The organism is Kribbella sp. VKM Ac-2568, assembly GCF_004345365.1.
Classification (GTDB): domain Bacteria; phylum Actinomycetota; class Actinomycetes; order Propionibacteriales; family Kribbellaceae; genus Kribbella; species Kribbella orskensis.
In genome coordinates, this window is sequence record NZ_SLVF01000002.1 from 213,800 (window position 1) to 228,015 (window position 14,216).

Here is a 14,216-nt window from a genome sequence, read left to right on the forward strand (position 1 = left end):
CAGAGTGATTCAGTCGTTACTGCCCGCCTCGTCAACGACCAACTCGGCGACCTGGCGCATGGAAACTCTTTTGTCCATGGCGGTTTTCTGGATCCACCGGAACGAGTCCGGCTCGGACAACCCGAACTTCGTCTGCAGCACGGACTTCGCGCGATCCACCAGTTTGCGCGTCTCCAGCCGCTCCGCGAGGTCCGCGACCTCACGCTCCAGCTCCGCGAGCTCGACGTACCGGGAGGCGGCGATCTCGATCGCGGGCAGCAGATCCGCCTTGGAGAACGGTTTCACCAGATAGGCCATCGCGCCCGCGTCCCGGGCCCGCTCGACCAGCTCACGCTGCGAGAACGCGGTCAGCATCAGCACCGGGGCGATCCGCTCGCCGGCGATCTTCTCCGCCGCGCTGAGCCCGTCCAGCTTGGGCATCTTCACGTCCAGGATGACCAGATCAGGCCGGTGCTCGGTCGCCAGCCGGATGGCCTCCTCCCCGTCCCCCGCCTGCCCGACGACGTCATACCCCTCTTCCGCCAGCATCTCGGCCAGGTCCATCCGGATCAGCGCCTCGTCCTCGGCGATCACCACTCGCTTCGCATTCACCCCGCCACCATATCGATCCCACCCCTCCCAGGGCCGGGCACGCTCAACCCTTGGCCCCACCCCGCTCAGCTCTTGGCCCCCACAAACCCATCCAGCGCCTCAACCCCCACTCGCTGACTCACCGCGACCATGTTCCGGCGCGATCGCCGCCACGGGATCTCCAGCAGATCCAGGGCAGCTGTCAGGATGCCGATGATGTCCTCGGACTCGTTGGCGAAGACATATCGCAAGTACTCGTAGCGCTTGATCTCCCCGCTCTTCAACTCCCGGGTCGTCCAGTTCGTGACGCGGCAACCATCAGAGTGGAACAAGCCGCGAAGCAACCGGTCGGGCTATCGGGCAACTATCTCCTGCTGCCAGTCGGCCACCTCGATCTTCCGCAGATGCTTCCTGCCTGGCCCGTGCTGCGGGAACAGACATGGCCAGCGCTTCCACCGCACCTCGATCCGTGTCGCATGGCCGCCACGCTTACACGGGCTGCCCGTCGGCTTGACCAACCGCATGGTGGCGGCGATTTCGTCTGGCAGCCTCGAGTACTTCGGATCGTTGGAGATGGACAGAACATAGACACTTCGGCGGGCCCTGGCGATGTGCCCATCACCCAGGTACCACCCCAACAGGTGCGCGTACGCCGACTCGTTCAGGTCTGCGTAGTCGCAGCGCGGACAAGGAGACGCCGGACACCCACTACCGAGTCGGGGAAGACCCTGCCGCTGGTAGAGCCGGCGCCACTTGCGGATGGTCTTGATCGCCACCCCGTGGATGTCGTCACACGGTCGCTGACGCCCTGGTCGGACATCCGCAACGCCGACTCGACGGTCTCCTGCGGGCTGAAGCGAGGCATAGCGCCACCTTGACCGTCGCCATCGACAATTTCCGATGGCGTCCGGATTTGCCAGGACCTCAAGAAAATAAGAAGATGTTCGCAGTCAGTGATGTTGTCCGAAGTGCAATGGGCCAGCGCGAAACGCCAGCCCATGGCGAACATCCGGCCAGCCAATGGGCTAGGATCTTCGGCGGAATGCCCTGGTAGCCCAATCGGCAGAGGCCATGCTCTCAAACAGCATCCAGTGTGGGTTCGAGTCCCACCCAGGGCACCAAACGGCCGGATTCTGTCGGTCGTCGCTGCGAGGCTTCCTTCATGTACGACGGGCCGACGCGGCGGGTGGCACTGGCTGCGATGGCGGCTGGCGAGAGTTTGAGTTCCATCAGCAGGCGCCTCGGCGTCAGCCGCGCCACTCTTCGTGACTGGCGGGACACCCTGCCTTCTGGATCCGCATCTGATTGCCCGCGGTGCGCCGGCGGTCCTTTGCCTGAGAGCCAGTACGCACATCTGCTCGGCCTCTACTTGGGCGATGGATGCCTCTCGGAGCACAAGAAGTGCGTCTACGCCCTGCGGATTGCCTGCGATAACAAGTACCCCGGGCTCATCGCCGAGGCCGAGGAGGCAATCCTCGCCGTGCATCCGAACCGGCCGGTCCATCGAGCCCGGGCCGTCGGTTGTGTCTCGGTCGTCTCGTACTGGAAGCACTGGCCGTGTCTGTTCCCCCAACACGGTGCCGGCCCCAAGCACACGCGGGCTATCGAACTGGCGGACTGGCAGCGGGAGATCGTGGTCGCCCATCCGGGGATGCTCCTCCGTGGGCTGTTTCACTCTGACGGTTGTCGCGTGGCCAACTGGACCACTAGAACCGTGGCCGGTCAGGTGAAGCGTTATGAATACCCGCGCTACATGTTCTCGAACGAGTCCGCGGACATCATGGGTCTTTGCCAATGGGCTCTCGGTCTGGTTGGAGTCCCCTGGCGGATGCCACGCCGCAACGCCTTGTCCGTCGCCAGGCGAGAGGCTGTCGCAACACTCGACCTGCACGTGGGGCCGAAGTTCTAGCGTCACCCGACTGGGAACGGACACTGGCCCGCCAGTCGTATCAGCTGGAGCGGGGCAGCCCTCCCGCTCGTGCGAGCCGGCCCCTCGCGCCGCCGCTCGTAGAAGCCAGGGGCGCGCCCGCTCATGCGATCCCGTCAAGTTGTGGGACACACGTTGTTGTGAGCCGCGACGGAAGAGCGGCGGGCCTGGGGTGGGTGGGCCGAGCGCCGACGGAGGAGGCGCGATGCGGGTCGGCGTACGACAGCAATCGCCGGACCCAAAGGAAGGGTCCGGCGATCGAGGGGGTTGGGTCAGGCGCGGTAGGCGGGGGCTGCGCCGGAGATGGCGTCGCCCATGCGGTGGACTCGGAGGGCGTTGGTAGAGCCAGGGATGCTGGGCGGGGAGCCGGCGACGATGACGACCAGGTCGCCCTTCTGGAGCTTGCCCAGTTCGAGGAGGCGCTGGTCTACCTGGCGGACCATCTCGTCGGTGTGGTCGACGGTCGGGACGATGTGGGTCTCGATGCCCCAGACCACGCTCAGCCAGGCGCTCACCGACGGTACCGGGGTGAAGGCGAGGACCGGGATCTCGGTGCGGTAGCGGGCCAGGCGGAGTGCGGTGTCACCGCTCTGGGTGAAGGCGACCAGGTACTTCGCCTCCATCCGCTCGGCCACGTCGGCGGCCGCCTTGGCGATCACGCCGCCCTTGGTGCGCGGCTCCCACTCGATCTCCTTGACCCGGCTCAGTCCGTGCTGCTCGGTGGACGCCACGATCCGGGCCATCGTCTTGACGGTCTCGATCGGGAACCGGCCGACGCTCGTCTCGCCGGACAGCATCACCGCGTCGGCGCCGTCGAGTACCGCGTTCGCCACGTCGGACGCCTCGGCCCGGGTCGGGCGCGGGGCGGAGATCATCGACTCCAGCATCTGGGTGGCGACGATCACCGGCTTCGCGTTCAGCCGGGCCTGGTCGATGATCAGCTTCTGGACCAGCGGGACCTCCTCCAGCGGGAGCTCAACGCCGAGGTCGCCGCGGGCGACCATGAAGCCGTCGAAGGCCTCGATGATCTCGTCCAGGTTGGCGACCGCCTGCGGCTTCTCGATCTTGGCGATCACCGGCACCCGGTGACCTTCCTCGTCCATGATCTTGTGCACCAGCTGGATGTCGGAGGCGTCCCGGACGAAGGACAGCGCGATCATGTCGGCCGGCAGGTGCAGGGCCCAGCGCAGGTCCTCCACGTCCTTCTCGGACAGTGCGGGCACGCTGACCGAGACACCGGGCAGGTTGATGCCCTTGTGGTTCGACACCGGCCCGCCGACGGTGACCCGGCAGACCACGTCGGTCTCGGTCACCTCCTCGGCGACCAGGGCGATCCGGCCGTCGTCGATCAGCAGCTGGTCACCCGGGTTGACGTCGCCCGGCAGACCGTCGTACGTCGTACCGCAGATGGTGACGTCACCCGGCACCTCCCGGGTGGTGATGGTGAAGCGCTCGCCGTAGGTCAGGGTGACCTTCCCCTCGGCGAACTCCGCCAGCCGGATCTTCGGGCCCTGCAGGTCGACGAGGATGCCGACGTTGTGGCCGGTCTCGGCCGCTGCAGTGCGGATCCGCTGGTAGATGCGCTCATGCTCGGCGTGGGCGCCGTGGCTCAAGTTCAGCCGAGCGACATCCATACCTGCTTGGACGAGTTCCAGGACGCGCTCGGGGGCGGCCGTAGCCGGGCCGAGCGTACAAACGATCTTTGCGCGACGCACGTCACAAAACCCTACTCCTACAAGACCACTCGACGATTGGTCCGCCCCACTACTGGACGGTCAACAGTTGGTGTCAGGAAGAGAGCGGCCGGTACGCCCCGACCGTCACCTCGCCGGTCAGCTCGACCGTGACGGTCTGCAGACCGATCGGCTGACCCTCCGAGTAGGTGATCAGAGTGACCTCGCCCGGACGCCGCAAGGTGTACCCGAGAGCGAACGCGTACGCCGCTCCGCCGGTGGTCCCGTTCGTGAAGGTGGTCACCGGCTTGCCGTCCACCACCTTCGTGTCCGGCCCGACCTGACGGTGCAGGTGACCCGAGAGCAGGAGGGTCGCGCAGCCCCGGTTGGCGGTGTCCGCGAACGACGCCGGATCGTGCACGACCATGGTGGAGATCCGCTTGTCCTCGGGTTGTTCGCAGGCCACGTCGGCCAGCCGCTCGGACTGCTCGGCGGTCGTCTCGTCGCCCGGGCTGTCGGCACTGCCGAGCCCGGTCCGGGTCGGATCACTGTCGCCCAGGAAGCGGATCCCTTCGACCTCGACGGGCTTGCTGTCGAGCACGGTGAACTTGTTCTTCCGCATCGCGTCCTCGATGTGGCCGCCGGCGTCGTGGTTGCCCGCGACCGAGACCACCTTGAGGTCCTTGAAGTGCTGCGCCAGCGAGTTGATGCTGAACACCTCCCAGGCCTGGCCCGAGGAGGAGTCGTCTCCGGCGTCGATCAGCACCTTCGCGCCGGCCACCTTGGCCACCTCCGCGGCGAACGGGTCCATCCCGATGTTGTCGTGCCGGTCCGAGACGAGCAGCGCGACGGTCTCCCCCGGGTTCGCCTGGTGGATCCGGCCGCCGACCCGGACGACCCGGTCGCGGAGTTGCCCGTAGAAGTCAGTCGACCGCTCGTACGTCTCGACCGCCGTACGGATCACTCCGATCCCGCCCGTGGTGGAGAAGCCGGAGGCGACCTCGACCGTCTTCAGGCGTTCGTCGAAGGACAGCTCGGGCAGCAGCGCGGACAGCGGTCGCCAGTCGGTCGGCGCGACCTCGGGGGCGCGCATCCGGCCGGGTCCGAAGATCGAGGCGATGGTGATCAGCATCGCGACCAGTACGACGACCGCCCGGTGCCGGACGCGTCGTTCGGAGCTGTGCAGCAGGACGAACAACTCGCGGCGCCGGCGTGGTCCGAGCATCGCCCAGACGGTGGCGACGACGACCGCGGCGAGCAGGCCGGAACCGGAGCCGGCGACCGCGTTGTCGACCGCCATCTCCCGGACCACCTCGCGGATCCTGGCGATCTCACCGTCCGGCTGGCTGGCGATCAGGGCGTCGCGGTTGAGCAGTTCGGTGAGGTTGTCGGCATCCGTCTCCTGGATGTCGATGTTGATGCCGAGGTCCGCGGGCAGGTCGGTCTTCAGCCGCAGCCGCGGGAGGACGGCACCGAGGTCCAGCGTGGCGTGACCGTCGAAGGTCGGCGAGACGGTCGCGGCGTGCGCGCCGATGGTGACGCGCTCGGAGTCGTTCGCGAAACCGAGCAGTCCGATGGTGGTCGAGACGACGAGCCAGAGCACAACCAACCCGGCCCACGGCGCCGCCTTGCGGAGCCGGGACCTCGTCACCAGCCGTCCAGACACGCGTCCCAACCTAGAGCCCTTGATCAAACGTCCGCACCATGGCGCGCGGCGCGACCCAAGCCTCCGGTACTGCGGACGCCTGCCGCACGCAGGCGTCCGTAGTACCGGTCAACTCAGACCACCAGTGGTCGGGCGGTTGGTGGGATCGGGGTGGGCAGGGTGGAGGAGCCGGTCAGATGGGTGTCTACGCCGGCGGCGCAGGAGCGGCCTTCGGCGATTGCCCAGACGATCAGGGACTGGCCTCGGCCGGCGTCGCCGCAGGCGAAGACGCCCTCTACCGACGTCTGGTAGGACTTGTCGCGCTTGACGTTGCCGCGCTCGTCCAGGTCCACGCCGAGCTGCTCGAGGAAGCCCTCCCGCTCGGGACCGAGGAAGCCCATCGCGAGCAGCACGAGCTGCGCCGGGATGGTCCGCTCCGAGCCCTCGACCGGGGTGAACCTGCCGTCGACGAGCTCGACCTCGATCAGGTCAAGGCCCGAGACGCTGCCGTCGGCATCGGCCACGAAGTTGTTCGTCGAGACGGCGTAGACCCGCTCGCCGCCCTCCTCGTGGGCCGAGGCGACCCGGTAGATCATCGGGTACGTCGGCCAGGGCTGTCCGGCCGGCCGCTCCTCCGAGGGGCGCGGCATGATCTCCAGCTGGGTGACGCTGCGGGCGCCCTGCCGGTGCGCCGTACCCAGGCAGTCGGCGCCGGTGTCACCGCCACCGATGATCACCACATCCTTGCCAGTGGCAACGATCTGGTCCTCGACCGTCTCCCCCAGCGCGACCTTGTTCGCCTGCGGCAGGTACTCCATCGCCTGGTGGATGCCGCCGAACTCGCGTCCCGGCACCGGCAGGTCCCGGGCCGCGGTGGCACCCGTCGCGATCACGACGGCGTCGTACCGCTGCTTGAGCTGGGTGCCGGTGACGTCCACGCCGACGTTGACACCGGACCGGAAGACGGTGCCCTCTTCCTTCATCTGCTGGATCCGTCGCTCGACCTGCGACTTCTCCATCTTGAACTCGGGGATGCCGAACCGCAGCAGCCCGCCGGGGGCCGAGGCCCGCTCGTACACGGCGACGGTGTGACCCGCCCGGGTCAGCTGCTGGGCGACGGCGAGACCGGCCGGGCCGGAGCCGACCACGGCGATCGTCTTGCCGGTCAGCCACTCCGGCGGCTGGGGCCGGACGTCGCCGGACTCCCAGGCCTTGTCGATGATCGCGACCTCGACGTTCTTGATCGTCACCGGCTCCTGGTTGATGCCCAGCACGCAAGCCGGCTCACACGGCGCCGGGCACAGCCGGCCGGTGAACTCGGGGAAGTTGTTCGTCGCGTGCAGCCGCTCGATCGCGCCGGTCCAGTCGTCGCGCCAGACCAGGTCGTTCCACTCCGGGATCAGGTTGCCCAGCGGGCAGCCGGAGTGGCAGAACGGGATGCCGCAGTCCATGCAGCGCCCGGCCTGCTTGGTGATGATCGGCAGCAGCGCCTTGCCGGCCCCACCGGGGTAGACCTCTTTCCAGTCCTGCTTGCGTTCCTCCACCGGGCGGCGCTCGGCGACCTCGCGCGGAGTGGTCAGGAATCCCTTCGGATCAGCCATCAGATGGCCTCCATCATCGCTCGCGTGGTGGCGTCCGCGTCCAGCCCGTCGCGCTCGGCGGCCGCCTTGGCCGCCAGCACCCGGGCGTAGTCGCGGGGCATCACCGTGGTGAACCTGGGGGCCGCCGCGGTCCAGTCGGCGAGCAGCTTGGCCGCCCGTTCCGAGCCGGTCTCCTCGTGGTGCCTGCGGACCAGGTCGTGCAACAGCTCGGACTCGTCCCCAGTGAGCGGGAGCAGGTCGACCAGCTCCGGGTTCACCAGGGTGCGGTCCAGGTCGAGCACGTGGGCCACGCCGCCCGACATGCCCGCTGCGAAGTTCCGGCCGACCGCGCCGATCACCACGACGCGACCACCCGTCATGTACTCGCAGGCGTGGTCGCCGACCGACTCGACCACGGCGGTGGCGCCGGAGTTCCGCACGCAGAACCGTTGCCCCACGCCACCGTTGATGAACAGCTCACCCGACGTCGCGCCGTATGCGATGACGTTGCCGGCGATGATCTGGTCGGCAGCGTCGAAGCGCGCGTGCCGGTCCGGCCGGATCACCACGCGGCCACCGGACAGGCCCTTGCCGACGTAGTCGTTGGCGTCACCCTCCAACCGGAGCGTCACCCCGCGCGGGACGAAGGCGGCGAACGAGTTGCCGGCCGACCCGGTGAAGGTCAGGTCGATCGTCTCGTCCGGCAGCCCCGCGGCCTTGTACCGCTTGGTGATCTCGTGGCCGAGCATGGTGCCGACGGTCCGGTTCACGTTCCGGATCGGTAGCTGCGCCCGGACCGGCTCGCCGTTCTCGAGCGCGGGTGCGCAGATCCGGATCAGCTCGTTGTCCAGCGCTTTGTCAAGCCCGTGGTCCTGCAGCACGGTCTGGTGCCGCGAAGCACCTTCCGGCAGCGAGGGCACGTGCAGCATCGGCGTCAGGTCGAGCCCGTCGGACTTCCAGTGGTCGACCGCGCGCTGGATGTCGAGCACGTCGGCGTGGCCGATCGCCTCGTCCAGCGACCGGAAACCCAGCTCCGCCAGGTACTCCCGGACCTCCTCGGCGATGAACTCGAAGAAGTTGACCACGAACTCGGGCTTCCCGGAGAACCGCTCACGCAGTACCGGGTTCTGCGTCGCGACGCCGACCGGGCAGGTGTCCAGGTGGCAGACGCGCATCATGATGCAGCCCGAGACCACCAGCGGAGCCGTGGCGAAGCCGTACTCCTCCGCGCCGAGCAGAGCCGCGATCACGACGTCCCGGCCGGTCTTGAGCTGGCCGTCGGTCTGAACGACGATCCGGTCCCGCAAACCGTTCAGCAGCAGGGTCTGCTGGGTCTCGGCGAGACCGAGCTCCCAGGGACCGCCCGCGTGCTTCAGCGACGTCAGCGGAGCCGCACCGGTACCGCCGTCGTGGCCGGAGATCAGTACGACGTCCGCGTGCGCCTTGCTGACGCCGGCGGCGATCGTGCCGACACCAACCTCCGAGACCAGCTTCACGTGAATCCGCGCGGACGGGTTCGCGTTCTTCAGGTCGTGGATCAGCTGGGCCAGATCCTCGATCGAGTAGATGTCGTGGTGCGGGGGCGGCGAGATCAGGCCGACGCCCGGGGTGGAGTGCCGCGTGCTCGCCACCCACGGGTACACCTTGTTCCCGGGCAGCTGACCACCCTCGCCGGGCTTCGCGCCCTGCGCCATCTTGATCTGGATGTCGTCGGAGTTCGTCAGGTACTCCGAGGTGACGCCGAACCGGCCGGACGCGACCTGCTTGATCGAGCTGCGCCGGGCCGGGTCGTGCAGCCGGTCGGAGTCCTCGCCGCCCTCACCGGTGTTCGACTTGCCGCCGAGCTGGTTCATCGCGATCGCCAGCGTGGTGTGCGCCTCGGCGCTGATCGAGCCGTAGCTCATCGCGCCGGTGGAGAACCGCTTGACGATCGCCGCCACCGGCTCGACCTCGTCGATCGGGATCGGGTCCCGGCCGGACTTGAACCCGAAGAGGCCGCGCAGCGTCATCAGCCGCTCGGACTGCTCGTCCACCCGGGCCGTGTACTGCTTGAAGATGTCGTACCGCCCGGTGCGGGTGGAGTGCTGCAGCCGGAACACCGTCTCCGGGTCGAACAGGTGCGGCTCGCCCTCGCGGCGCCACTGGTACTCGCCGCCGATCTCGAGCTTGCGGTGCGCGGCGACGATGCCGTCCGCCGGGTACGCCCGCAGGTGCCGGCGCCGGACCTCCTCGGCGATGACGTCCAGCCCGATCCCGCCGAGCTTGGACGACGTACCGGTGAAGTAGGCATCGACCAGGTCCGGCGACAGGCCGTTGGCCTCGAAGATCTGCGCACCGGTGTACGACGCGACGGTGGACACGCCCATCTTCGACATCACCTTGAGGACGCCCTTGCCGAGCGACTTCACCAGGTTCCGGACGGCCTGCTCCGGCTCGATCCCGGGCAGGTAGGTGCCGCGGCGGCAGAGGTCCTCGACGGACTCCAGCGCCAGGTACGGGTTGACCGCGGCCGCGCCGTAGCCCATCAGCAGGGCGACGTGGTGGACCTCACGCACGTCTCCTGCCTCGACGACCAGGCCGACCTGCGTGCGGGTCTTCTCCCTCACCAGGTGGTGATGAACCGCGGCGGTCAGCAGCAGCGACGGGATCGGCGCGTTCTCGGCGTTCGAATGCCGGTCGGACAGCACCAGGATGCGGGCGCCGTCCGCGATGGCCGCGTCGGCCTCCGTGCAGATCTCCTCGAGCCTGGCCTTCAGCGAGGCGCCGCCGCCCTCGACCTCGTAGACACCGCGCAACACGGTCGTCGCGAGGCCTGGGAGGTCGCCGTCCAGGTTGATGTGGCGCAGCTTGGCCAGCTCGTCGTTGGTGATCACCGGGAACGGCAGCACCACCTGACGGCAGGACGCCGGGCTCGGGTTGAGCAGATTCGCCTCGGGCCCCAGCGACGACGAAAGCGAGGTGACAAGCTCCTCGCGGATCGCGTCCAGCGGCGGGTTGGTGACTTGGGCGAACAACTGGGCGAAGTAGTCGAACAGCAGCCGCGGCCGGTCGCTCAGGACGGCGATCGGGGTGTCCGTGCCCATCGAGCCGATCGGCTCGGCGCCGGACTTCGCCATCGGGGTGAGCAGCACCCGCAGCTCTTCCTCGGTGTACCCGAACACCTGCTGGCGACGGGTCACCGAAGCGTGGCTGTGGACGACGTGCTCGCGCTCGTGCAGGTCCTCGAACCGGATCAGGCCCGCGTGCAGCCACTCGTCGTACGGGTGCTCGTCGGCCAGTGCCGACTTCACCTCGTGGTCGGTGATGATCCGGTGCGCGTCGACGTCGACCAGGAAGATCCGGCCCGGCTCGAGCCGGCCCTTCTGGGTCACGGTCGCCGGGTCGATGTCGAGCACCCCGGCCTCGGAAGCGAGAACGACGAGACCGTCCTCCGTCACCCAGTACCGCGAGGGGCGCAGGCCGTTCCGGTCGAGTACGGCGCCGACCTTGGTGCCGTCGGAGAACACCACCGAGGCGGGTCCGTCCCACGGCTCCATCAGGGTGGAGTGGAATTCGTAGAACGCGCGTCGCTTCGGATCCATCGTGGTGGCGTTCTCCCACGCCTCCGGGATCATCATCAGCATCGCGTGCGGCAACGAGCGGCCGCCCAGGTGCAGGAGCTCCAGCACCTCGTCGAACGACGCCGAGTCGGACGCGTCCGGAGTACAGATCGGGTAGATCTGCTCGAGGTCACCCGGGATCAGGTCGCTGGCGAGCAGCGCCTCGCGGGCCCGCATCCAGTTCCGGTTGCCCTGCACGGTGTTGATCTCGCCGTTGTGGGCGATGTACCGGTACGGGTGGGCCAGCGGCCAGGACGGGAACGTGTTGGTGGAGAACCGCGAGTGCACGACGCCGATCGCCGAGGCGAGGTCCGGGTCGGTCAGCTCGGGGAAGAACTTGTCCAGCTGGTCGGTCGTCAGCATCCCCTTGTAGGTGATGGTGCGGCCGGACAGCGACGGGAAGTAGGTCGCGGTCTCCCGCTCGGCCCGCTTGCGCAGCCGGAACGCCATCCGCTCCAGCGCCAGTCCCATCACCCGGCCGGCCTTGGCCGCCACGAACAGCTGGCGGAACACCGGCATCACCGAGCGCGCGGTGGCTCCGAGCAGCGCGGGATCGGTCGGCACGTCGCGCCAACCGAGCACCGTCAGGTTCTCCTCGGCGGCGAGCTCCTCGATCCGGGCGACGGCCTTGGCGGCGTCGTCGGCCTCCTGGGGAAGGAACGCGATACCCGTCGCATAGCTCCGCGGTACGGGCAGCTCGAAGTCGCACACCTTGCGGTAGAACGCGTCGGGGACCTGCAGCAGGATGCCGGCGCCATCGCCGGAATCGGGCTCGGCGCCGGAGGCGCCACGGTGTTCCAGATTGCGCAGGGCGGTCAAAGCCTTGGCCACGATGTCGTGGCTCGGTTCACCGGTGAGGGTTGCGACGAAGGCGACACCACACGCGTCGTGCTCGTGGCGTCCGTCGTACAGACCCTCGCTCGGCCTGTGCCTGATGAAAAAGGGGGGGCGACCAAACATTCAGGGGCTCCCGTCGTCCTACGGTCAACAACTGGCCGCGGGACAACACTGGCCCAAGCCGGGAGTCCCGAGACTACCTCATGACGCCCGACAGATGGACAGCCATTCCACCGTCACAACGCCTTTCACAATCCGCTGTCACGCCACGTGAGCAAGCGCTCACTCGTCTGTCTACCCATGGTGACAGCACCCCCTTCCCACCCACCAGACACGACCCCGAGAATTCACCCGTGACCTGGGGACCGAGGGACGGCTGGCAGCCGCTCACGTCCGGGACCGGGCAGGCGAATGGTGGCGTCTGGGTCACCGGCGAGGGCTGGGTGGTGAAGAGCGAATGGTCTCGGTAGGTGACGTCATCGAAGAGGCCTCCCGCCAGGCGGCATAGAAGGCTGCGACGCTAAATGCCTGGGCCTACCAGGGTGCCGACGAAGTAGGTGAGGGCTGCGGCGGCGCCGCCGAGGATCAGCTGGCGGAGGCCGGAGTACCACCAGGAGCGGGTGGTGACGCGGCTGACGACCGCGCCGCAGATGAAGAGCGCGGTGAGGGACATGATCAGCGCGGGCAGCACGTTCGAGGCGCCGAGCAGGTACGGCAGGACCGGGATGATCGCGCCGATCGCGAAGCAGACGAACGACGACGCCGCCGCGACCACCGGGGACGGCAGGTCGTTGGGGTCGAGGCCGAGCTCTTCGCGGACGTGCTCCTCGAGCGCCTGCTCGGGGTTCGCGTGGAACTGCTGGGCGACCTTGCTCGCCAGCTCCGGGTCGAGGCCCTTCGCCTCGTAGGTCTCGGCGAGCTCCAGCTCCTCGTCGCCGGGGTGGCGCTGGATCTCGCGCCGTTCGACCTCGATCTCGGCGCGGGCGAGCTCGCGCTGCGAGGCGACCGAGGTGTACTCCCCCGCCGCCATCGAGAACGCGCCCGCCGCCAGCCCCGCGAGCCCGGCCAGCACGATGAACTGCGACCCGGACTCGGTGCCGCCGTCCATGCCGGCGATCAGCGCGAAGTTCGAGACCAGCCCGTCCATCGCCCCGAACACCGCCGGCCGCAGCCAGCCACCCGTCACATCGCGATGCGTGTGGTCCCCGGAATGCTCCGCGGACACCTCCGGTCCGCCGGAAGTCGGCGGCGAGGTGGGGTCCTCGCCGCCGGCAGCAGGTACAACGGGGTCAGTCACGGGGCCTGTCAGTCGGGGATCCGGCTTCGACCTTGGCGTCCTTTTCGCCGCCGGGGGCGGCGGTGTCCGCGGACGGCTGGTCCGCGTCAGCCGGGACCGCCTCCTCGGAGGAAGGGGTCTCGGCCACGGTGTCCGCCGGTTCGTCGGCATCCGCCGCGGTGTCGGAGGGCTTGTCGCCGCCGGCCGCGGGACCGCCGGAGATGTCCTCCTGGCCGGGCTTCAGGCGGAGGCTGATGATGAAGTAGGCGACGGCGAGCACGAACATCACCATCGACACCCACACGTTCAGCCGGAGTCCGGCGAACTCGTTCACCGTGTCGATCCGCAGGTTCTCGATCCACGCCCGGCCCAGGGTGTAGCCGGCGACGTACAGGGCGAAGGCGCGGCCGTGGCCGAGCTTGTAGCGCCGGTCGACCAGGATCACCAGCGCGATCACACCGAGGTTCCAGATCGCTTCGTAGAGGAAGGTCGGGTGGAAGGTGGCGAAGTCCATGTAGCCCGGGGGCCGGTGCTCCGGGGCGATCTCCAGGCCCCAGGGCCGGTCCGTCGGCTTCCCGAACAGTTCCTGGTTGAAGTAGTTCCCGAACCGGCCGATCACCTGGGCCAGCGCGATCCCGGGCGCCATCGCGTCGGCGACGGCGAGGAACGGCACCTTGTGCCGGCGGCAGGCGATCCAGGCGCCGAGCGCGCCGAACGCGACCGCACCCCAGATACCGAGGCCGCCGTGCCAGATCTTCAGCGCGTCGATCGGGTGCTTGCCCTCGCCGAAGTACAGCTCGGCGTCGGTGATCACGTGGTAGATCCGGGCCCCGACCAGGCCGAACGGCACCGCCCACATGATGATGTCGGCGAGCACCTCAGCCGAGCCGCCGCGGGCGACCCAGCGTTTCCGGCCCAGCCAGTAACCGGCGAAGATGCCGAGCAGGATGCAGATGGCGTAGGCACGCAGCGGCAACGGGCCGAGGTGCCAGACGCCCTGGCTGGGACTGGGGATGAACGCCGGGATGATCACGGCGGGCAGCAGACTAGACATGGCAAGCAGGAACGCTACTCGACCGGCCCCACCGCGACCACCAACACGGGGTCAC

9 protein-coding genes and 1 tRNA gene are annotated in these 14,216 nt (G+C 68.5%); 2 read left to right on the forward strand and 8 right to left on the reverse strand.

Going from position 1 to position 14,216, the window contains the following annotated elements; all coding sequences use genetic code 11:
- Positions 1–9: 9 nt before the first annotated feature.
- Both EV648_RS04875 and EV648_RS43810 read right to left on the reverse strand, forming a co-directional pair.
- Positions 10–591, reverse strand: coding sequence for an ANTAR domain-containing response regulator (locus EV648_RS04875; protein WP_132188209.1), 582 nt, complete (start codon positions 589–591; stop codon positions 10–12).
- 65 nt (positions 592–656) lie between these two features.
- On the reverse strand, positions 657–902 hold the full coding sequence (locus tag EV648_RS43810; protein ID WP_241994905.1) for a hypothetical protein: 246 nt from the start codon (positions 900–902) through the stop codon (positions 657–659).
- 712 nt (positions 903–1,614) lie between these two features.
- Here EV648_RS43810 and EV648_RS04885 point away from each other — a divergent pair.
- Together EV648_RS04885 and EV648_RS04890 are read left to right on the forward strand one after the other, a co-directional pair.
- Positions 1,615–1,691 (forward strand) — tRNA-Leu (locus EV648_RS04885).
- Positions 1,692–1,732: 41 nt separating this feature from the next.
- On the forward strand, positions 1,733–2,479 hold the full coding sequence (locus EV648_RS04890; RefSeq protein ID WP_132285405.1) for a helix-turn-helix domain-containing protein: 747 nt from the start codon (positions 1,733–1,735) through the stop codon (positions 2,477–2,479).
- Between the two features lie 290 nt (positions 2,480–2,769).
- Here EV648_RS04890 and pyk read toward each other — a convergent pair whose 3' ends face one another.
- The 6 genes from pyk to lgt form a co-directional block, all read right to left on the reverse strand.
- Positions 2,770–4,212, reverse strand: coding sequence for a pyruvate kinase (gene pyk, locus EV648_RS04895; RefSeq protein ID WP_132285407.1), 1,443 nt, complete (start codon positions 4,210–4,212; stop codon positions 2,770–2,772).
- A gap of 73 nt (positions 4,213–4,285) precedes the next feature.
- The gene (locus EV648_RS04900) at positions 4,286–5,836 is read right to left on the reverse strand and encodes a metallophosphoesterase (protein WP_241994906.1); all 1,551 of its coding nucleotides are present in this window, start codon (positions 5,834–5,836) and stop codon (positions 4,286–4,288) included.
- Between the two features lie 113 nt (positions 5,837–5,949).
- On the reverse strand, positions 5,950–7,416 hold the full coding sequence (locus EV648_RS04905) for a glutamate synthase subunit beta (RefSeq protein ID WP_132285409.1): 1,467 nt from the start codon (positions 7,414–7,416) through the stop codon (positions 5,950–5,952).
- A complete protein-coding gene (gene gltB, locus EV648_RS04910; protein WP_132285411.1) occupies positions 7,416–11,954 on the reverse strand; it encodes a glutamate synthase large subunit in 4,539 nt (1,512 codons plus the stop codon). The genes EV648_RS04905 and gltB overlap by 1 nt, the downstream gene beginning before the upstream one ends.
- 397 nt (positions 11,955–12,351) lie before the next feature.
- Positions 12,352–13,128: a VIT1/CCC1 transporter family protein gene (locus tag EV648_RS04915; RefSeq protein ID WP_241994907.1), complete on the reverse strand. Its 777-nt coding sequence runs from the start codon at positions 13,126–13,128 to the stop codon at positions 12,352–12,354.
- Positions 13,121–14,161, reverse strand: a complete 1,041-nt coding sequence (gene lgt, locus EV648_RS04920) for a prolipoprotein diacylglyceryl transferase (protein ID WP_241994908.1) — start codon at positions 14,159–14,161, stop codon at positions 13,121–13,123. Before lgt ends, EV648_RS04915 begins: the two co-directional genes overlap by 8 nt.
- Positions 14,162–14,216 lie beyond the last annotated feature (55 nt).

Excerpts from the sequence above, each read along its gene's own strand:
- EV648_RS04890 (WP_132285405.1), top strand. The coding sequence starts at position 1,733 with ATGTACGACGGGCCGACGCGGCGGGTGGCACTGGCTGCGATGGCGGCT.
- gltB (WP_132285411.1), bottom strand. The coding sequence starts at position 11,954 with ATGTTTGGTCGCCCCCCCTTTTTCATCAGGCACAGGCCGAGCGAGGGT.
- lgt (WP_241994908.1), bottom strand. The coding sequence starts at position 14,161 with ATGTCTAGTCTGCTGCCCGCCGTGATCATCCCGGCGTTCATCCCCAGT.
- EV648_RS04905 (WP_132285409.1), bottom strand. The coding sequence starts at position 7,416 with ATGGCTGATCCGAAGGGATTCCTGACCACTCCGCGCGAGGTCGCCGAG.